Here is an 18,470-nt window from a genome sequence, read left to right on the forward strand (position 1 = left end):
CGCCCCGTTTCCGTACGTCGGTCGCCGTGACTCAGGCCGCCTCGGCCCCGAGCTGGAACCACACCGACTTGCCCACGCCGTGCGGCCGTACGCCCCAGGAGTCCGCGAGGGACTGCACCAGCACCAGGCCCCGGCCGTGGGTGTCCTCACGGGCGTCCGGGGCCTGCAGCTCGGGTCTGCGGGCCACGAAGTCCCGGACCTCCACCCGGAGTCCACCCGGTTCGAGGACCGCCGTCAGCACGGCGTCGTCGTCGGTGTGCACGAGCGCGTTGGTGACCAGTTCGCTGGTGAGCAGTTCGGCTATCTCCGAGCGGCCGGGCCTGCCCCAGTGCCGCAGTAACTCGCGTAACTCCCGGCGGGCCTCCGGCACCGCCTTGAGATCGGCCCGGCCCAGCCTGCGCCGCAGCCGGTACGCGTCTTCCGTGATGGTGTCGGTCTCTTCCCCCGTGTCGGTCGCTTCCCCCGTGACCGCCGGGGACGCCCCGATGACCGCGGGACCGCCCCCTCGCGCCTGCCTCTTCATGACCCCCGCCCGCACGCCGCCCGCCCTGCCCCTCCTGGTCGAACACGTTCACGGGGGCATGCTTGCCCAGCGGGCTCACGGGCAGTCATCGCATATGCCGCATGACCGGCGGTTCGGCCACGGTCGTCCTTCGGCGTGCTGTGGCCCGGAACCCCCCGGACCCCCGTGCCGCGGGGCCCCGGACCATCGCTGGGCGCCACATGCGCCCCGGGAGGGCGGCGCGGCGGCGCCCGGCACGGGCGGTCGGCACATCGTCACGGGTCGTGAAACTGGCCGAAATCCGCCCCTGCCGAGGGAGGTTTACTTGCCCTCGATCCCCTTCGTTCCGTCGATCCCCTTCGTTCCGATGTGGAGGATCTTGTGGCTGCCGCGGGTCATGTCGACGACGAGCTTGGTGGTCTCGCCGCCGCCCCACGTCAGCGTGATGCCGGCCTCGGTGTGGTCGGCGGTGCCGTTGTCGGTGACCTTCCACGCGACGGGGACGTTCTGCGCCCGCAGGACGCCGTCGGCGTGGTTGCCGTCCTCCCACTTCTTCAGCTGCTTGAGGTAGTCGGCGTCGATGTACTGCGCGCGCAGTTCGGCGGCGAGCCGGCCGCCGTGGTCCGGGTCGCTCTGGGCGTCGATGTAGGCGCCGTAGAAGTCGGCGACGCGGGTGATCGGGTCGGCCGGCTTGCCGCTGACCGTGCGGGGGCCGCCCGCGGCGGCCTGGGCGGTGACGCCGAGCCCGAGGGCGAGGGCGAGGACGGCGGTGCCGGCGGCGCGGCGGCGGGTGCGGGCGGTGCAGTTCATCTGTGGTTCCCCGTTTCCGGTGAGTGGTACGTGCGGTCGGTGTTGCTGTGCTGCCTGTTGTCGCTGTGTTGCCCGATGAGCATCGGCAGTCCCGGGAGACGCCCGCAACGTCTGCCGGACCTGGAACCATCCCACCCCGTTTGACGTGCAGGTACAGGGAGTGCCTGGGATGCGTGTCCCGGGTGGGACGGCTATCGGGAGACGGGGCACGATGTCGGCGGAGCACGACGACGTCAGGGAGTTCGCCGCACTTTTGCGGCAGTTGAAGGACCGCACGGAGCGCAGCTACAGCTCCCTGGCCCGCCGGGTCGGCATGAACACCTCGACCCTGCACCGCTACTGCGCGGGCGACGCGGTGCCCCAGGACTACGCCCCCGTGGAACGTCTGGCGGCGTTCTGCGGAGCGACCCCGGACGAACGCGTGACCCTGCACCACCACTGGCTCCGGGCCCTGGCCGCGCGTCAGCGGAGCGCGAGTCCGGCCGACGGTACGGGGGACCGGCCACCGGCGGCGGAGGCGGACGCCGGTGTGGCAGGGGCTCGGTTCGGATGGGCCCGGCGGCGCTGGGTCGTAGGTGTCGGGACGGCGGTCGTACTGGTGGCGGCGTGGGGCGGCGTCTCGGCCGCGCTGCACGACGGGCGGGACGCGCCGACCGGCGGCGGACCGTCGAGGGCGGCCGTGTCCGGCACCGCTCTGAGCCCGTCCGGCCGGCAGAGCCGCTCCCCCGGCCGCCGTACGGCACCGCCCTCCCCCTCCTCCTCGGCGTCCGGAAAGCCGTCGGGTTCTCCCTCGGCCACTCCGCGCACCACGAGACCGGAACCCCGGTCCGGGCCGCCGCTCGCCGTGAGTGTCGACTCCCAGGTGTGGCGGCTGGGCTGCGACCATGACTACGTCATCGCCAAGGAGCCCGGCAGCGTGCCCCCGCCGCCCGCTCCGCAGGACGCCGGGGTCTGGGCGGCGACGCAGGGCGCGGTGCACGGGCGGGAGACGGACGTGCGGATCACGGTGCAGGGCCGGTCCGACGCGGCCGTGGTGCTGGAGGCGCTGCGGGTGCGGGTCGTCGGCCGTACGGCACCCGCGCAGGGCACCGCCTATTCGATGGCGCAGGGGTGCGGCGGCGGCATGAGCCCCCGCTACTTCGCCGTGAACCTCGACAAGGACCGCCCGATCGCCCGGCCGGCGCCCGCCGACCCCGGCACCGCGGAGCACCCCGTCTCCCTCCCCTACCGCGTCTCGGCGAAGGACCCCGAGGAGTTGCTGGTGCGGGCCACCACCGACGGCTGCGACTGCCGCTGGTACCTGGAGCTGGACTGGTCCAGCCAGGGCCGCACCGGGACCGTCCGTATCGACGACCACGGGGGTCCCTTCCGCACCAGCGCCATCAAGGGCCTCCCCCACTACTGGTACGGCTCCGACGGCGGCCGGCGCCGCTGGGTGCCCCTGACCGGCTGAGCCACAAGGCCCCTAAGGGCGGGGCACGTTGCGGAGGTTGGAGCGGGCCATCTGGAGCATGCGGCCCACTCCGCCGTCCAGGACGATCTTGGAGGCGGACAGGGCGAACCCGGTGACCATCTCCGCGCTGATCTTCGGCGGGATGGACAGCGCGTTGGGGTCGGTGACGATGTCCACCAGGGCCGGTCCCTTGTGCCGGAACGCCTCCTTGAGGGCGCCGGCGAGCTGCTTCGGCTTCTCCACCCGCACCCCGTGGGCACCGCAGGCCCGGGCGACGGCGGCGAAGTCGGGGTTGGTGTTGGTGGTGCCGTACGAGGGCAGGCCGGCGACCAGCATCTCCAACTCGACCATGCCGAGGGAGGAGTTGTTGAACAGCACGACCTTGACCGGCAGGTCGTACTGCACGAGGGTCAGGAAGTCGCCCATCAGCATGGCGAACCCGCCGTCGCCGGACATGGCGACCACCTGTCGGCGCCGGTCGGTGAACTGGGCGCCGATCGCCATCGGCAGCGCGTTCGCCATCGAGCCGTGGGAGAACGAACCGATGACCCTGCGGCGGCCGTTGGGCGAGACGTACCGCGCGGCCCAGACGTTGCACATGCCGGTGTCGACCGTGAACACCGCGTCGTCGTCGGCGACTTCGTCGAGTACGGCGGCCACGTACTCGGGGTGGATCGGGACGTGCTTGTCGACCTTGCGGGTGTACGCCTTGACCACGCCCTCCAGCGCGTCGGCGTGTTTCTTCAGCATCCGGTCCAGGAAGCGCCGGTTGGACTTCTCCGTCACGCGCGGGATCAGACAGCGCAGCGTCTCGCGCACGTCGCCCCACACCGCGAGGTCGAGCCGGGAGCGGCGGCCGAGCACCTCGGGCCGTACGTCGATCTGGGCGATCTGCACGTCGTCGGGCAGGAAGGCGTTGTACGGGAAGTCGGTGCCGAGCAGGATCAGCAGGTCGCACTCGTGGGTGGCCTCGTAGGCGGCACCGTAGCCGAGCAGCCCGCTCATCCCGACGTCGAAGGGATTGTCGTACTGAATCCATTCCTTGCCGCGCAGGGCGTGCCCCACCGGGGACTTGATCTTCTCCGCGAACCGCATGACCTCGGCGTGGGCGCCGGCGGTGCCCGCGCCGCAGAACAGGGTGACCTTGCCGGCCGCGTCGATCATGGCCGCGAGCCGGTCGATCTCGGCGTCGCCGGGCCGGACGGTGGGCCGGGAGGTGACGAGGGCACTCCGCGCGGCTTCCTTGGGGGCGGGTTCGGCGGCGATGTCGCCGGGCAGGGAGACCACGCTGACGCCGCTTCGGCCCACCGCGTGCTGGATGGCGGTCTGGAGCAGCCGGGGCATCTGTTTCGGGCTGGAGATCAGCTCGCTGTAGTGGCTGCACTCCTGGAAGAGGCGGTCGGGGTGGGTCTCCTGGAAGAAGCCGAGCCCGATCTCGCTGGACGGGATCTGGGAGGCCAGGGCGAGCACCGGGGCCATGGAACGATGGGCGTCGTACAGGCCGTTGATCAGGTGCAGGTTGCCCGGGCCGCAGGAGCCCGCGCAGGCCGCCAGCTTCCCGGTGAGCTGCGCCTCGGCACTGGCCGCGAAGGCGGCGGTCTCCTCGTGGCGCACGTGCACCCAGTCGATCGCGGGGGTGCGGCGGACGGCGTCCACGACCGGGTTGAGGCTGTCGCCGACGACGCCGTACAGCCGGCGCACGCCCGCGCGGACGAGGATGTCGACGAACTGCTCGGCTACGTTCTGTCTGGCCATGGCGCGCGTCTGCCCCTTCGGTGTCCCGGGAGGGGCCCGGTACGGCCCTCCCGTTCCATCAATCCACAGGGGCCGCGGTTACGCCTCCCACACGGCCGCCGCCGTACGGTCGTCGGCGTAGCCCTTGACCCGCACCTGGGCGTCGGCGAGGAAGGCCGCGAGGCCGGGCGGGGTACGGCCGGACCAGCGGCGGGCCAGGTAGGCGCAGAGGGCGGGCTCGCCGCGCAGCGGGTCGGCCAGGCCCGGCGTGCACATCACCAGCGCGTCACCCGGGCGGGCTAGCGAGGCGCGGAAGCGGAACGGCTCGCGGGGTGGCGCGGGCGCCGGTTCGAAGGGTCTCGGCGGGGCCGGGATGCCGAGGTCGAGGGTGAGCCGGTCGCCCTCGGGGGTCTCGGCGGGCGGTGAGCCGAATCCGACGACGGGGGCGCCGCCGGGCTCCGCGGGCACCGGCTGCGGTTCGATGTCCTGCCAGACGCCGTCCCGCAGCCGGAACAGGCCGCCCTCACCGACCCCGAAGAACACCCGGGTACGGCAGTCGGGGTCGGCGGGCAGCAGCAGGCAGCGCAGGCTCGCGCCGTACTGCTCCGGGTCGACGCCCCGTTCGTCGGCCGTGGCCCGGAGCCGGCCGAGGCTGCGGTCGGTCAGCCGGTGCAGGCCGGACTTCAGCTCGCCGCGCCGGCCCGCCCGGATGTCCTCGCCGAGCCGCTGGTGGCTGCGGCCCACGGCCTGCCCGATCCAGCGGCACGCCTCGGCCGCCGCGAGATGGGCACCGGACGCGGCGCGGGCGCCGGTGGCCATCGCGACCAGCACCAGGGCGTGGTCCCCGCTGCCGAACCGCGCGACGAGCAACGCGTCCCGCCGCGGCTCCCCCCGGTACCGCCCCGAGTCCCCCCGCAACGACACCGCCCGCACGGCGCACGCCCCGTACCGGGCCCCCTCCAGCACGGTGTCCGACACCAAGTCCCCGAGCCCGTCCGGGTCGGCGGCCGGCAGCGCGGTGGGCTCGGGGTCGTATGTGGGCGGCCCGGAGCCGACGTAGTCGACGCCCCCCTCCGGCGCGGAAGCCCCGCCTGCGGCATCTCGCGGCGATCCGGGATCCGGAGACGCCACTTCGCCGCGCGCCGCTTCGGCCCCGCGCCGCCGCGACGGCAGCCCGGACCCGCCGCCCGACGTACCGGCCGCAGCGGACCAGGCAACCCCACCGACCGGTCGACCGGGGCCGGACACCCCTGCCGTACGCGGGTCGGCGGGCGCCGCGCTGTCAGCCCCAGCGGCGGGAGGTGAGGACGCGGCCGGACCGGCAGCGGCCCAGGCTCCGGGCCGGGCGGAAGGAGCGGTGTTCTCGGGCGGGGCGGAGGGAGGGGTGTTCTCGGGCGGGGGGGAGGGAGGGGTGTTCTCGGGCCGGTCGGCGCGGCTCGCCGCCCCCGGCGGATCGTCGGGAGCCGCTGCCCCGCGCGGGTCGGCGGGCGCCGCCATGGCCCCGGGGAAGTCGGCCAGCGCATCGGCCCCGGCCACCCCGGAAGGGCCGACCCCGCCCGGCTCGGTGCCGGCGCTCCCGCCCGAGTCGGCCAGGTCCTCGACCCCGCCTGTCCCGTAGGGGTCAACCCCGTCGTCTCCCCCGGGTCCGCCGGCCCCCACCGCGTCGGCGACGCCGTCGTCACCACCCGCCCCCCGCGCGGCCCCCGCAGCATCGGCACGAGGTGGCACCGTGGGCACGGGCGGCCAGGGCGGAGGGGGAGGTTGTGCCGGGCGCAGAGCGGGGAGCGGGGGTTCCGGCGGGCCGGGCTTCGCCTCCCTCAGGGAGGGCGCCCGGGGTGCCGGAACCGGCGGTGGCGGTGCGGCGCCCGGGCCCTCGGAGCCCCCGCCACCCCCCGCCGACCCGTGCGGGCGCCCCGTCACCGTGTTCCGTGCCGAGGCGAAGCGGTCGTCCAGGGTGTCCGGGGCGGGTGTGGGGCCCGTGTCCGGGGTGGAGTCGTCGTACAGCTGTCCCCACCAGTCGTCCTCGGGACGGGCGGGCCTTCCCCCCTGCTGGCTCATGCCCTGCATTGTCACCGCACGGGCCACGCGGAAACGGGGCATCGGGAAAATGAGGCCACTTCGAACTGCCGTACGGCGCCCGGGTAGTGGCCGCCGGGCGGCCCCACCCCCCACGGGAGGACCGCCCGGCGACGTCTGCGGCGGCCGGCCGGGGCACCTCTCGGCGCCGGGCGAATGGCCGGATCGCGGCTTGGCTTCCGGGACACGTATGGGGACCGTGGGTACGACCGCGCGTCTTCCGGTGCTGCCACCTTGGCAGAGTCCCCACGGATCCGGCGATGATGTCCGGCGGCGGGTTCACGCCGTGGCTGTTTTCCGCCACGGTGGCCGTTTCGGATGGCCGAGGCACGGGAGAGGGACGTACGTCGATGCTGGCAGCGATAGGCCTGGACGAGACGCACGAGGCGGCGTACCGGGCACTGGTGTCCGTCGGCGCTGCCGAAGTGGCCGATCTGGCCCGGCGCCTGACGCTGGCCGAGCAGGACACCGAACGCGCGCTGCGCCGCCTGGAACGGCGAGGGCTCGCGGCCCAGTCCTCGGCGCGGCCGGGCCGCTGGGTGGCGGCCCCGCCCGGAGTGGCGCTCGGCGCGCTGCTCACCCGGCAGCGGCACGAGCTGGAGAAGGCGGAGCTGGCGGCGGTGCTGCTCGCGGAGGAGTACCGGGCGGCGGCGGCCGAGCCGGCGGTGCACGACCTGGTGGAGGTGGTGACCGGCGCCCCGGCGGTCGCCCAGCGCTTCCTGCAACTCCAGCTGGGCGCGGCCGAGGAGGTGTGCGCGCTGGTCACCGGCAACCCGGTGGTCGTCTCCGGCATGGAGAACGACGCCGAGGAACAGGCCGCCGGGCGCGGGGTCCGCTACCGGGTGGTGGTGGAGCGTGCCGTACTGGATCTCCCGCACGGGATGACCGAGCTGACGGCGGCGCTCGGCCGGGAGGAAGAGGTCCGGGTGGTGGACCGGGTGCCGACGAAGCTGGTGGTGGCCGACCGCTCGCTGGCGATGGTGCCGCTGACCTCGCGCACGGCGGAGCCGGCCGCGCTGGTGGTGCACGCCAGCGGGCTGCTGGAGCTGCTGGCCGGGCTGTTCGAGTCGGTGTGGCGGGACGCGCTGCCGCTGCGGCTCGGCGCCTCGGGGGTGGCCGAGGAGCGGCCGGACGGCCCGGACGCCACCGACCTGGAGGTGCTGTCGCTGCTGCTGGCCGGGCTGACCGACGTGAGCGTGGCCAAGCAGCTGGACCTGGGGCTGCGGACCGTGCAGCGCCGGGTGCGTCGGCTGATGGAGCTGGCGGGGGTGACGACCCGGCTGCAACTGGGCTGGCACGCTTTCGAGCGCGGCTGGGTGGCCAGGTAGCTGCCCCGCCGTCCTCGCTGACCTGCGGCTTCGCCGAGGGTCCGGCACCCTGGGCAGATGGGAGTGTGGCAGCTGCTGCCGGCCGGCACGGTGCTCGCGCTCGGCCTGTGCGGGGTGCTGGTGCCGGGGGTGCCGGGGTCGTGGCTGGTGTGGGCCGCGGTGCTGTGGTGGGCGGTGCAGGACCCGCGGCCGGTGGCGTGGGGCGTTCTGGTGGGTGCCACCGCGGTCCTGCTGCTGTCGCTGGTGGTGCGCCGGGCGCTGCCGCCGCGCCGGCTGCGGCGCAGCGGCGCCACGCCGAGGATGGCGGTGTACGCGGGCGTCGGCGCCGTTCTCGGGTTCGTGCTGCTGCCGGTGGTGGGCGCGGTGCCCGGTTTCCTGGCGGGGATCTACCTGCACGAGCGGCTTCGGCTCGGTACGCGCGGCGAGGCGATGACCGCCCTGCGTACGGCGATGCGCTCGGGCGGGTCGAGTGTGCTGGCGGAACTGCTCGCGTGTCTGCTGGTCGCGGGCGCGTGGCTGGGGGCGGTGCTGGCCGCCTGAGCGCCGCTCAGCCGCCGATGCCCAGGTGCCGGGCCAGTGCCCGGCGGACGGTGTCGGCGATGACGGCCATGCCGGCGTCGTTGAAGTGCAGGTGGTCGCCGGGGTCGTAGTCCGGCCGGATGCGGGCGGCGTCGGCCGGGTCGCGCACGGCGGCGTCCGCGTCGGCGACCGCGTCGAAGACGCCTGCGGTGCGAATGAGGTCGTTGACCCGCTGCCGTACGACCTCCCCGGCGTCCGTGTGGGCGCGGTAGCCCCCGTAGGGGGTGAGCGTGAGGCCGACGACCCGGATGCCGCGGGCGTGGGCGCGGGCGACCAGGCCCCGGTAGCCGTCGAGGTAGGCGGCGACCTCACCGCCCGCCGGTGTCGCCTTGATGTCGTTGATGCCCTCGAAGACGACCAGGGCGCGCACCCCGTCCCGGTCCAGGGCGTCCACGTCCAGTCGGGTCAGCCCGCTCGGGCCGGTGCCCTCCAGCAGCAGGCGGTTGCCGGCGATCCCGGCGTTGAGGACGCCGAACCGGTGGGCGCGCAGCCGCTCGGCCAGCCGGTCGGGCCAGCGGTGGTTGGTGTCGGGGGTGGAGCCGGTGCCGTCGGTGAGGGAGTCGCCGAACGCGACGACGCTGCCCCGGGCGTCTCCGCGCACGTCGACGCCGGTGACGTAGTACCAGCTGCTGATCCGCTTCGGGTACGCGGTGCCGCGCTCGTCGGCGGCCCGGCCGGCGCCGGCCGGTGCGAGGTAGCTGGTCTGCAGGGCGGTGCGGTGGTAGGAGGCGGGGCCGCTGTCGCCGGGGGTGTAGACGGTGACGAGCAGGTCGGCGGCGGCCGGCACGGGCAGCGGCACCGGGTCGGAGACGGTGTCCTCGCCGGGCGGCACGGTGACGGTCCGGGCGCCCCGGAAGGTGGCGGTGCGCACGGTGCCGGGCACGGCGTCGGGGCCGGCGGCGCGGCGCAGCGCGACGGTGAGCGCGCCGACGTTCAGGGGCGCGGTGCCGAGCCGGTTGCCGAGCCGGATCCGCACGGCGCTGCCGCCGACGCTGAGGTGGACGACGTTGCGGACGGCGGCGCCGGGCAGGGCGCGTGTGGTGCCCGAGGGCGAGGTCTCCCAGCTGCCGGTCCAGGGCCGGTGCGCCGGTCCGGCGACGGCCTGGGCCGGTCCGGCGACGGCCGGTGCCGCCGTGCCGGCCGGCAGCGCCAGCAGCAGGACCACCAGGGCCCGTCCGATCTTGACCATGTGCACGCCCGCCCTTCCCCGTGGCCCGTCGCAGGCGACCGTGTCACACGGCGGGACCGGGGCCCGGCAAAATCGACAAGGGTCCACCCGCTCGGCGCAACCAGGGGTCGGTCCGGCGGTCCTGAGACACTGTCGTGGGACCGGCAGCCGATGTGCGGGGCGGCCGGGCGTGCTTGGCTGCCGTCATGACCGGATTCAGTGAGGCCGAGCGCGCGTACCTGGTCACGCAGCGGCTCGGCAGGATGGCCACCGTAGATCCGCAGGGGCAGCCGCAGGCGAACCCCGTCGGCTTCGTCCTCCAGGAGGAGGGCACGATCCTGATCGGCGGCTACGCCATGGGCACCACGAAGAAGTGGCGCAACCTCCGGGAGAACCCGAAGGTCGCGCTGGTGGTGGACGACATCGCGAGCGTCCGGCCCTGGCGGGTGCGGGGCGTCGACATCCGCGGCGAGGCGGAACTCCTCGTCGGCCCGCACGACTTGGGAGACCGGCTGAGCGAGGAGGTGATCCGCGTCCATCCACGCCGGGTGCACAGCTGGGGACTTGAGGAAGCCTGAACGCGCGTGCGGTCCCCTGTGCCCCCAGGGGACCGCGCGATCAAGGTGCCGTCAGCGCTCGTGCCCCCGCTTCGCCCGCAGCGCCGCCCTCCCCTCGGCGTTCCTGCGCTTCCAGTCCCGTTTGAGCTCCGAGCGGAGCCGGGCGTCGGTCTTGGCCGTGATCCACTGGTTCTCGCGGACCAGCTTGCGGTAGCTCTCCAGCCGGCGCACCGGCAGTTCGCCGTCCTCGACGGCAGAGCGCACCGCGCAGCCCGGCTCGCTGTCGTGGCCGCAGTCGTGGAAGCGGCAGCGCTCGGCGAGTTCCTCGATCTCGGCGAACACCTGGCCGACCCCGGCCTCGGCGTCGAAGAGGCCGACGCCCCGTAGCCCGGGGGTGTCGATGAGCACACCCCCGGTGGGCAGGGCGAGCAGGTTGCGGGTGGTCGTGGTGTGCCGTCCCTTGCCGTCGACGTCCCGGGCGGCCCGCACGTCCATGACGTCCGTGCCGACGAGCGCGTTGGCCAGCGTGGACTTGCCCGCGCCGGACTGCCCGAGCAGCACGCTGGTCCCGGAGCCGACGAGCGCGACGAGGGTGTCGAGCCCGTCACCGTGCAGGGCGCTGACCGTGAGCACCGGGACGCCGGGCGCGCTGGTCTCCACGTCCTGGACGAGGTGGGCGAGGGTCACCGGGTCCGGCACGAGGTCGGCCTTGGTGAGGACGACGACCGGCTGGGCGCCGGACTCCCAGGCGAGGGCGAGGAAGCGTTCGACCCGGCCGAGGTCGAGTTCGACGGCGAGGGACACGGCGACCACGGCGTGGTCGACGTTGGCGGCGAGGATCTGCCCCTCGGACCGCTTGGAGGAGGTGGAACGCACGAAGGACGTGCGGCGCGGCAGGTACGCGCGCACATAGCGGGGGTTTCCGCCGGCTTCGAGGGCGACCCAGTCGCCGGTGCAGACGACCCGCAGCGGGTCGTGCGGGGTGACGAAGGCGGTGTCGGCGCGCAGCACACCGCCGGCGGTGACGACGTCGCACTGGCCGCGGTCGACCCGGACGACCCGCCCGGGGAGCAGCCCTTCGGCCGCGTAGGGGGTGAACGCGTCGGCCCAGGCGGCGTCCCAGCCGTAGCGGGTCAGCGTGGAGTGCACAGCAGAGGAGGAAGTCAAGGGAGACCCTTCACAGGGTGGCCCCGGGCGGGCGCGTCGGTCGCGCGGTCGGATCAGCCGGTGGCCACGGAGGTGGACTTGAGGAGTTCCTGGATGCGGGCAGCGCCCGGCACAGTGACAGCCATCGGTCACACCTCCCATTCCTCACAGAGCAGACAATGGCGACCTGCGGTCGCCGTATGAAGCAGTGGTCAGCCTAGAGAGGCACTCGGGCGAGCGCCATCGAATTACGGCACCGGCAAGTCCCCCACCGGGACCGCCCCGACGACGGATCACCGCGCCGGGGCCGGTATGGGGCTCAGCCGGACACCGAGACGAGTGGGGAGCACCGCGAAGGTCACCCGTTCGCCGACCGGACCGGCAGAAGTGTCGGGGTCGATCACGAAGTTGTGGCATGCCATGGAGACGATCAGGGTGCTTTCCATGAGCGCCAGATTTCGGCCCGGGCAAAAGCGTGGACCACTGCCGAAGGGAAGAAAGCCCTGTGCGTGCGAGGGCTGCCGGGCCGCAGCGGACAACCATCGGTCCGGGTCGAACACGCCGGGGTCGGGGAATCTTTCCGGGTCGCTGTCCGATCCGTAGGTCAGCAGCGGGACGAGAACGGTGCCGCGGTCGATTCGCAGCTCCGTCCTGCCATCGGTGACCGTGGTGTCCGTCGTGGTCTCCATCATCAAGAACGGAGATGCCGGCCGCAGACGGATGACCTCGTTCACCACCGCTTCGGCGTACGTCAAACGGGACAGAGCGGTCGTGTCAGCAGGGTAGTGGTCACGTCCCAGAACCTCTGCGGCCTCGGCCCGTACGCGCTCCTGTACTTGAGGGTGTGTCGCGAGATAGTGCATCGCCCACGCCGCGGTCGCGGCGGTGGTGTCCTCACCGGCGACGATCATGTTGAGGACGCTTCCGGTCACGTCCTGTTCGCTGATGCGATCGCCGTTCCGCAGGCAGGCCTCAGCCAGTGATTCCACGTAGTTGTCCGGCTGCTTGCCGGTCCTCACCCGTTGTTCCGCGTCGGCGTAGCGCTCTTTGATCAGCTCACTGAGCTGGGTGACCGCGGCCTCGGTTCGCCGGTCGGCCGGCAGACGCACCCATCGCCAGTAGGGAAGCGGACTGTTCATGCGCCGGGTCAGGGTGTCGAGCACGAGCGAGAGCTGCTGGTGCGGCCCGGGCTCGTCGCGACGACCGATGGCGTCAAGGTCATGGCCCATGGTCAGGCCGACCGCCACCTCCAGGGTGTAGCGCATGAGGTCGTCCAGGACCGGGATGCGTTCGCCTGTCGCAGCCGCCATCCACTGGTCCCGCAGCCGAGCGGCCGACCGGGTGATCGTGTCGAAGGCATTCCGCAGATACGCCGTCTTCAGCCCCCGTATCGCGAGCGGTCTGAGCCGCCGCCATTCGTCGCCCTCGGCGTCGAACAGTCCGTGCCCGCCGATCTCTTTGATCAGCTCGGACATGGCCCGGGCGCGGCGGAAGGTCTCCGGCCGCTCGCGCAGCATCGTGGCGATGATGTCCGGCGACGATATGACCACCGCGGTGGTACGGCCCAGACGTATGCGGAAGGTCGGTCCGTAACTCTCCCGCCACGCGTACAGCACCCGGTGCATGGCCGGACCGCGGACCAGCGCCGGCACATGACCCAGTAGCGGGAGTCCTGGGGGCTCGGGAAGGTCGGACACGGTCAACACCCGTGCGCTCTGACCCTGGTTCGCATGACCCACAGAGCCCTCGGTACCCATCGCGTTCCTCTCTGTCCGGCTGTCTGTACAGCACAGTTGCTACCTGCGAGTTGTTCCCTGGGGCGGAACGCGCCGTGCTCTCGTACGCCACATTTGTTGTCCGCGTGGTTGCCGGTCGCCGTGTGAAGGGCCGCGGGCGGCGCGGCCAGTGCGACAGGACGCGGGCGTTCTGGTTGCGGTGCCGGGGACGACGTGTGGTCATCAAGGTGTATCGGGGCGGGGCGCGTCCGCCGGTCCGCGGTGTGCTGTACCGACGGCCTCGGTGTGCGCGACTGAGGCGAGGAGTCGCAGCTTCTCGTCGCTGTCGCTGTCCTTGTCGGGGTAGTAGACGACGAGGATGACATCGCCGACGGGGAGTTTGTCCCGGTGGAGGCAGAGTTCGCCGACGACGGGGTGGTGGACGGTGGTGGTGCCTCCGTCGAGGGTGCGGACGTCATGGCGGGCCCACAGGGTACGGAACCGCTGGCTGGACAGGGAGAGTTCTCCGACGAGTTCGACGAACCGGGGGTCGTCGGTGTCGTCTCCGATGGTGGTCCGGAGGGCCGCGACGAAATCGGCGGTGGCTTGCGGCCAGTCCTGGTGGAAGGCTTGTTCCTCGGGGTCGAGGAGGAGAGAACGAAGCCGGTTCTCACCGGGCCGCAGGCGGGGGGAGAGCGCGAGGGCCATGGGATTGGACGCCAGAACGTCGAACGCGCGGCCTTCGACGAACGCGGGGATCTGCAGGTGGGCAAGCAGCTCGTGCACCCGGGCCGGCACATGCTCGGGCCGCTTGCGGCGCGGTGCCCTGGGGCGTGCGGCCGTCAGGCCGAGCAGATAGGTCCGCTCGACGTCGTCGAGCTGGAGGACGCGCGCGAGTGATTCGAGGACCTGGGGTGAGGGGTTCTTGTCCCGGCCCCGTTCCAGGCGCAGGTAGTAGTCGGGGCTGATTCCGGCGAGCAGGGCGACTTCCTCACGGCGCAGGCCCGGCACGCGGCGTTTGCCGCCCGGCGCAAGCCCCACGTGAGCCGGCGAGACCAGCTCACGCCGGGCACGGAGATAGCTGCCGAGCCGGTTGCCGGATTCCTCGTCTGTCATACCGACACCGTAATGCGGTGCAGCGGTCTCACCGGGGGTCCTGGCAGGACCAGGCAAGATGCGGGCCCTGCCGCACCCGGCGGAGGGCGTCGAGACTGTGCTTGCGCTGTCCGAGAAGGACAGCGGACCGCACTGGCCGCGCCGCGGGTACACACGCCGTCGGCGCCCTGCACTGAAGGGAAGATCTCGTGGATCTCTCCAGCCGTACCGTTCTCGTCGTCGGCGGCACCTCGGGTATCGGGCGGGAGCTGGCCCGGAGGTTCGCCGCGGCGGGCAGCACCGTGGCCGTGGCCGGCCGCAGCCCGAAGGCCCTGTCGGAACTCGCCGGGGAGGGTTTCGGCACGATCAGCATCGACGTCACGGACAGTTCCTCGGTCGCGGCTGCCCGTGACGCCGTACTCGCCCGCTACCCCGAGCTGGACACGGTGGTGACGATGTCGGGCGTCATGCTCCTGGAGGATCTGCGCGACCCCGCGCACTTCGAGGCGGCACGGACGACGATCGACACCAACCTGCTCGGCACGATCCGGGTCATCGACGCTTTCACCCCGCACCTGGTCCGGCGGGGTACCGGCACCTTCATCACCGTCACCTCCGGCATCGCCTTCCTGCCGTTCCCGCCCATGCCCAGCTACGCCGCGTCCAAGGCCGCGGTGCACGCCTACTCCGAGGCACTGCGCGCGCAACTCGACGGCACCGGCGTCGGCGTCGTCGAACTCGTCCCCCCGGCCGTCGCCACAGCGGGCCAGGAGAAGGTCAACCCGCACGCACTGCCGCTCGACGACTTCGCCACCGAGGTCATGAACCTGCTCTCGGCGGATCCCACCCCTCACGAAATCCTCGTCAAGGGCGTCCTCATGCACCGCTGGGCCGAGCGGGACGGCACCTACGACGGCCTCGTCGCACAGCGCTCCCAGGCCCTGGCCATGCTCCCCCAGCGGTAGCGCGTCATCAGCGTTCGGGTTCGGACACCCACAGGCGCGGTCGAAGCCACGTGCGCATCATTCCGTCGCTGCCTCGTGGAGACAGACCAGAGCCTGCCTGCCCCTGCTCGGACGCGTCGATCGAGCGGAGGGGCGGGCCGAGTCCGAAGCCTGGCCGCAGCAGTACCGGATGCCGCCCCCGGGCCGTCGCCTGGGGAGCGCGCTGTCACCACCAGGCCGTGGCCGCCGCATACACCGCCCTGGTCGCCGAAGGGTGCTTCTGACGCCCCTCCGGAAGCCACCGCTCGTCCGGTGGGACATCGAACACCCGCTCCTCTCCACACAAGGGGTCGGACGGAAGCCATCCGCGGCCGTCTTCGAGGAAGTCACCGCCCAGCCGATACGTGAGCAGGCCGAAATCGACGGGACCACGGAGTCCGTGAACTCCCGGGAGACCGCCAAACGGCACGGCCTCACGACGTTCTGGCCCGACTTCTCCCGCTGATGGCCGACGCCGTCAGCGCTGAGCACACCTTCTTCCTTCTCCACCTGCGGCAGTTCCCTGTCCGTCAAGGCCGCCATGCTGTCCGTGGCGGGGCCGCACGAGAAGCTGATCATCGGGCGGGACGCCCACAAGTCCGTGGTCTCCGGTCTGATCCTGGCGGGGATCGTGCCGATCTGGGTCGACCCGCAGTGGGACCCGGGACTGCACCTCGCTCATCCGCCGTCCGCCGACGCCTTCCGCGCCGCCTTGGCCGAACACCCGGACGCGCGCGGCGCCCTGGTCACCGCGCCCACCCCGTACGGCACCTGCTCCGACCTCGCCGGCATCGTCCAGGTCTGCCATGAACACGGCCTGCCACTGATCGTCGACGAGGCATGGGGCGCCCATCTGCCCTTCCACCCGGACCTGCCCGCCTGGGCGATGGACGCGGGTGCCGACATCTGCGTCACCTGCGTCCACAAGACGGGCTCCGGCCTCGAACAGGGCTCCGTCTTCCACCTCCAGGGCAACCTCATCGAGCCCGAGGTACTGAAACAGCGCGCGGACCTCCTGGGCACCACCAGCCCGTCCGTGCTGATGTACGCGGCAGTCGACGGCCGGCGCCGGCAGATGGTGGAACGCGGTCACGCGCTGTTCGGCGACGCCCTCACCCTCGCCCGCGAGACCCGCGCGCGTATCACCGCCGCCGACGGCCCGCGGGTGCACGGCCACGACGACTTCTGCGGCCCGGGACGCGCCGCCGACCTCGACCCGCTCCAGGTCATCGTGGACATCAGCGCACTCGGTACCACGGGCTACGCGGTCGCCGACTGGATCCGCGAGCACCACCACGTCAACCTGCGCCTGTCCGACCACCGGCGCAGCAGCGCCCAGCTCACCCACGCCGACAACCGCGACACCGCGGACGTCCTGGTAGCCGCGCTGGAGGACGCCGCCCGGCACGCGGACCGGCTGCGGCCGGCCCGGCGCGTGGAGGTACCGGACCCGGCCGCACTGCGTCTGGAACAAGTCATGCTGCCGCGCGACGCCTTCTTCGGCCGATCCGAACAGGTGCCGTGGGAAAAGGCGGCCGGCCGGGTCTGCGCCGAGATGCTCGCCCCGTACCCGCCCGGGATCCCCGCCGCCCTGCCCGGCGAGCGGCTCACCACGGAGGTGCTCCGCTACCTGCGCGGCGGCGTGGAGGCCGGGATGGTCGTCCCCGATGCCGCCGACATGGACGTCACGACCATCCGGGTCGCCACCGAGGAGCCCTGAACCGCGTTCGTCGTTCGCCGACGTAGCCGCGCGGAGGCAGCTGCGTGAAACCGGATGCGTGTGCGGCGCGTCAACACGCCTCCCGGCGGACTCCCGCCGGCTCATCCCACCGTGCAGGGAGTCCCGTTGAGGGTGAAGTCCCGGGGTGTGCGGTTGGCGTCCTGCCAGGTGCCGAGGAAGCCGAAGGTCAGGCCGGTGTGGGCGGTGACGGACTTGTTGTAGCCGAGGGCGGTGGCGGTGGCCCGGGAGCCGTCCTGGCCGGCGGCGGCGTCCCACGTGCGGCCGAGTCGCTGGCCGTCGCGGAAGGTCCAGGACAACCGCCAGCCGGTGAGCGGCCGGTCGGTGGTGACGGTGACCGTCGCCTGGAAGCCCTGGGCCCACTGGCTGTCGACGGCGTAGTCGACCCGACAGGCCGGTGCCTTCGTGGCCGCGGGGGTGGCGGAGGCGTCCTGGGGTTCCGGGGCGGGTTTCTCGCGTTCGGGTGCGGTCTGGGTGACGGTCGCGGTGGGAGTGGGCGCGTGGGTACGGGTCGGCTTCGGGGCGCGGGTGGTGGGCCCGAGCAGGTAGGGGCCGGTGACGGGGCGGCGGCCTTCGAGGGCGGCGGTCGTGTCGTCGGCCGCGGACTCGCCGAACGGCATGAGGGACGCGCCGAGCGCCAGTGCCGACAGCAGGACGGCGGTGGCGAGCAGGCCGCGCCGTACGACCCTGCCGCGGCCCGCGTCGTCCGCCGGCCGCGCGGTCTCCGGCACGGCGGCCGGGCCGAGGCGGGCCTCGGCGGCGCGGCGGCGGCGCTCCAGGTAGGCCAGGCCGCCCCAGCCGACGACTCCGCCGGCCAGCGCGGCGGGCAGGCCGCCGCCCGGGCGCAGGCAGGCGGCGGCCTCGGCGCAGCGCGGGCAGGTGGCGAGGTGCCGGGAGAGGTCGTCGGGCGTCCGGGTGCCGGGCGCGCGGGTGACGGCGTCCAGCAGCCCGGCGTAGCTTCGGCACTCGGGGTCCAGCGGGCTGTCCAGGTGGGCGCGGTGGCAGCGGTCCCGGAACAGGGCGCGGACCTGGTCGAGTTCGTCGGCGACGGCAGCCGGGTCCAGGCCGAGGCGGCGGGCCACGGCGGACAGCGGCAGCGCCTCGGCCTCGGCCAGCCACAGCAGAGAGGCGTCGGCCTCCGGGAGATCGCGCAGCCCGCGCAGGGCGACCGGCCGTTGCAGGGGAAGCCCGGAAAACCTCGCCGCCTGCGGGGAGTTGAGCCACAGGCGCAGGTCGGGGTCGAGCCGCTGGCCCTGCCCGTCGGCCTCCCAGCGGACGGCGGTGTCGCGTACGGCGGTGAGCAGCGCCGGGATCAACGGGAGCCGTGGCGCCCGACGGCCCGCACCGCGCGTAGGGACGCGGGCGGCGGCTCGGACCTCGCGCATGCCGCGCGTGAACGCCTCGGTCGCCAGCTGATGGGCCGTCAGCGAACCGGAGGTGCACAGGTCGGCATAGGAGAGCACCGCGTCCCATGCCTCCGAGAACAGCACGGTCTCGGAGGCGTCCTGGGGGCCGGGCAGGTCGGGCATGGAACTCCCGCGTCCACGAGCGAGGTCAACTCACCGCAGGCAGGTAGGGAGTTGTAC

General features: G+C 73.2%; 14 protein-coding genes and 1 pseudogene. 6 read left to right on the forward strand and 9 right to left on the reverse strand.

Annotated elements, in window-relative coordinates:
* Positions 1-31: 31 nt before the first annotated feature.
* Together NX794_RS12860 and NX794_RS12865 are read right to left on the reverse strand one after the other, a co-directional pair.
* A complete protein-coding gene (locus NX794_RS12860) occupies positions 32-523 on the reverse strand; it encodes an ATP-binding protein (RefSeq protein ID WP_258778613.1) in 492 nt (163 codons plus the stop codon).
* A gap of 300 nt (positions 524-823) precedes the next feature.
* Positions 824-1,312 (reverse strand): hypothetical protein, encoded by a 489-nt coding sequence (locus NX794_RS12865; protein ID WP_258778614.1) that lies wholly within the window; start codon positions 1,310-1,312, stop codon positions 824-826.
* Between the two features lie 211 nt (positions 1,313-1,523).
* Between NX794_RS12865 and NX794_RS12870 the strand changes: the two genes are divergently transcribed.
* Positions 1,524-2,765: a helix-turn-helix domain-containing protein gene (locus NX794_RS12870; RefSeq protein ID WP_258778615.1), complete on the forward strand. Its 1,242-nt coding sequence runs from the start codon at positions 1,524-1,526 to the stop codon at positions 2,763-2,765.
* A gap of 12 nt (positions 2,766-2,777) precedes the next feature.
* Here the strand turns inward: NX794_RS12870 and NX794_RS12875 are convergent, their stop codons facing one another.
* Positions 2,778-4,520 carry a pyruvate dehydrogenase gene (locus NX794_RS12875; protein WP_258778616.1) on the reverse strand — a complete coding sequence of 581 codons (1,743 nt, stop codon included), beginning with the start codon at positions 4,518-4,520 and terminating at the stop codon, positions 2,778-2,780.
* 78 nt (positions 4,521-4,598) lie between these two features.
* Positions 4,599-5,996, reverse strand: coding sequence for a protein phosphatase 2C domain-containing protein (locus tag NX794_RS12880; protein WP_428985900.1), 1,398 nt, complete (start codon positions 5,994-5,996; stop codon positions 4,599-4,601).
* Between the two features lie 929 nt (positions 5,997-6,925).
* Here NX794_RS12880 and NX794_RS12885 point away from each other — a divergent pair.
* Entirely contained in the window at positions 6,926-7,903 is a 978-nt protein-coding gene (locus tag NX794_RS12885; protein WP_258778618.1) for a helix-turn-helix domain-containing protein, read from the forward strand.
* Between the two features lie 57 nt (positions 7,904-7,960).
* Positions 7,961-8,443, forward strand: coding sequence for a DUF456 domain-containing protein (locus tag NX794_RS12890; RefSeq protein WP_258778619.1), 483 nt, complete (start codon positions 7,961-7,963; stop codon positions 8,441-8,443).
* 7 nt (positions 8,444-8,450) lie between these two features.
* Here NX794_RS12890 and NX794_RS12895 read toward each other — a convergent pair whose 3' ends face one another.
* Complete coding sequence (locus NX794_RS12895) at positions 8,451-9,671, reverse strand: GDSL-type esterase/lipase family protein (RefSeq protein WP_258778844.1); 1,221 nt, start codon at positions 9,669-9,671, stop codon at positions 8,451-8,453.
* 185 nt (positions 9,672-9,856) lie between these two features.
* Between NX794_RS12895 and NX794_RS12900 the strand changes: the two genes are divergently transcribed.
* Positions 9,857-10,228 (forward strand): PPOX class F420-dependent oxidoreductase, encoded by a 372-nt coding sequence (locus NX794_RS12900; RefSeq protein WP_258778620.1) that lies wholly within the window; start codon positions 9,857-9,859, stop codon positions 10,226-10,228.
* Between the two features lie 51 nt (positions 10,229-10,279).
* Here the strand turns inward: NX794_RS12900 and rsgA are convergent, their stop codons facing one another.
* The 3 genes from rsgA to NX794_RS12915 all read right to left on the reverse strand — a co-directional run bounded on the left by rsgA (position 10,280) and on the right by NX794_RS12915 (position 14,184).
* Entirely contained in the window at positions 10,280-11,374 is a 1,095-nt protein-coding gene (gene rsgA, locus NX794_RS12905) for a ribosome small subunit-dependent GTPase A (protein WP_258778621.1), read from the reverse strand.
* Positions 11,375-11,646: 272 nt separating this feature from the next.
* A complete protein-coding gene (locus tag NX794_RS12910) occupies positions 11,647-13,050 on the reverse strand; it encodes a cytochrome P450 (protein WP_258778622.1) in 1,404 nt (467 codons plus the stop codon).
* 261 nt (positions 13,051-13,311) lie between these two features.
* Positions 13,312-14,184, reverse strand: a complete 873-nt coding sequence (locus NX794_RS12915) for a helix-turn-helix transcriptional regulator (protein ID WP_258778623.1) — start codon at positions 14,182-14,184, stop codon at positions 13,312-13,314.
* Positions 14,185-14,372: 188 nt separating this feature from the next.
* Here NX794_RS12915 and NX794_RS12920 point away from each other — a divergent pair, with 188 nt between their 5' ends.
* Positions 14,373-15,128, forward strand: a complete 756-nt coding sequence (locus NX794_RS12920) for an SDR family oxidoreductase (protein WP_258778624.1) — start codon at positions 14,373-14,375, stop codon at positions 15,126-15,128.
* Between the two features lie 459 nt (positions 15,129-15,587).
* Positions 15,588-16,866 (forward strand): annotated as a pseudogene (locus tag NX794_RS12925) (aminotransferase class I/II-fold pyridoxal phosphate-dependent enzyme); the annotation flags it as partial.
* Positions 16,867-16,967: 101 nt separating this feature from the next.
* Here the strand turns inward: NX794_RS12925 and NX794_RS12930 are convergent.
* A complete protein-coding gene (locus NX794_RS12930) occupies positions 16,968-18,413 on the reverse strand; it encodes a cellulose-binding domain-containing protein (protein ID WP_258778625.1) in 1,446 nt (481 codons plus the stop codon).
* Positions 18,414-18,470: the final 57 nt, after the last annotated feature.

Source organism: Streptomyces pyxinicus (genome assembly GCF_024753135.1).
Taxonomy (GTDB): Bacteria; Actinomycetota; Actinomycetes; order Streptomycetales; family Streptomycetaceae; genus Streptomyces; species Streptomyces pyxinicus.

Coding starts and splice junctions, on each gene's coding strand:
- NX794_RS12860 (WP_258778613.1), bottom strand. CDS start 523: ATGAAGAGGCAGGCGCGAGGGGGCGGTCCCGCGGTCATCGGGGCGTCC.
- NX794_RS12865 (WP_258778614.1), bottom strand. CDS start 1,312: ATGAACTGCACCGCCCGCACCCGCCGCCGCGCCGCCGGCACCGCCGTC.
- NX794_RS12870 (WP_258778615.1), top strand. CDS start 1,524: ATGTCGGCGGAGCACGACGACGTCAGGGAGTTCGCCGCACTTTTGCGG.
- NX794_RS12875 (WP_258778616.1), bottom strand. CDS start 4,520: ATGGCCAGACAGAACGTAGCCGAGCAGTTCGTCGACATCCTCGTCCGC.
- NX794_RS12880 (WP_428985900.1), bottom strand. CDS start 5,996: ATGGCGGCGCCCGCCGACCCGCGCGGGGCAGCGGCTCCCGACGATCCG.
- NX794_RS12885 (WP_258778618.1), top strand. CDS start 6,926: ATGCTGGCAGCGATAGGCCTGGACGAGACGCACGAGGCGGCGTACCGG.
- NX794_RS12890 (WP_258778619.1), top strand. CDS start 7,961: ATGGGAGTGTGGCAGCTGCTGCCGGCCGGCACGGTGCTCGCGCTCGGC.
- NX794_RS12895 (WP_258778844.1), bottom strand. CDS start 9,671: ATGGTCAAGATCGGACGGGCCCTGGTGGTCCTGCTGCTGGCGCTGCCG.
- NX794_RS12900 (WP_258778620.1), top strand. CDS start 9,857: ATGACCGGATTCAGTGAGGCCGAGCGCGCGTACCTGGTCACGCAGCGG.
- NX794_RS12915 (WP_258778623.1), bottom strand. CDS start 14,184: ATGACAGACGAGGAATCCGGCAACCGGCTCGGCAGCTATCTCCGTGCC.
- NX794_RS12930 (WP_258778625.1), bottom strand. CDS start 18,413: ATGCCCGACCTGCCCGGCCCCCAGGACGCCTCCGAGACCGTGCTGTTC.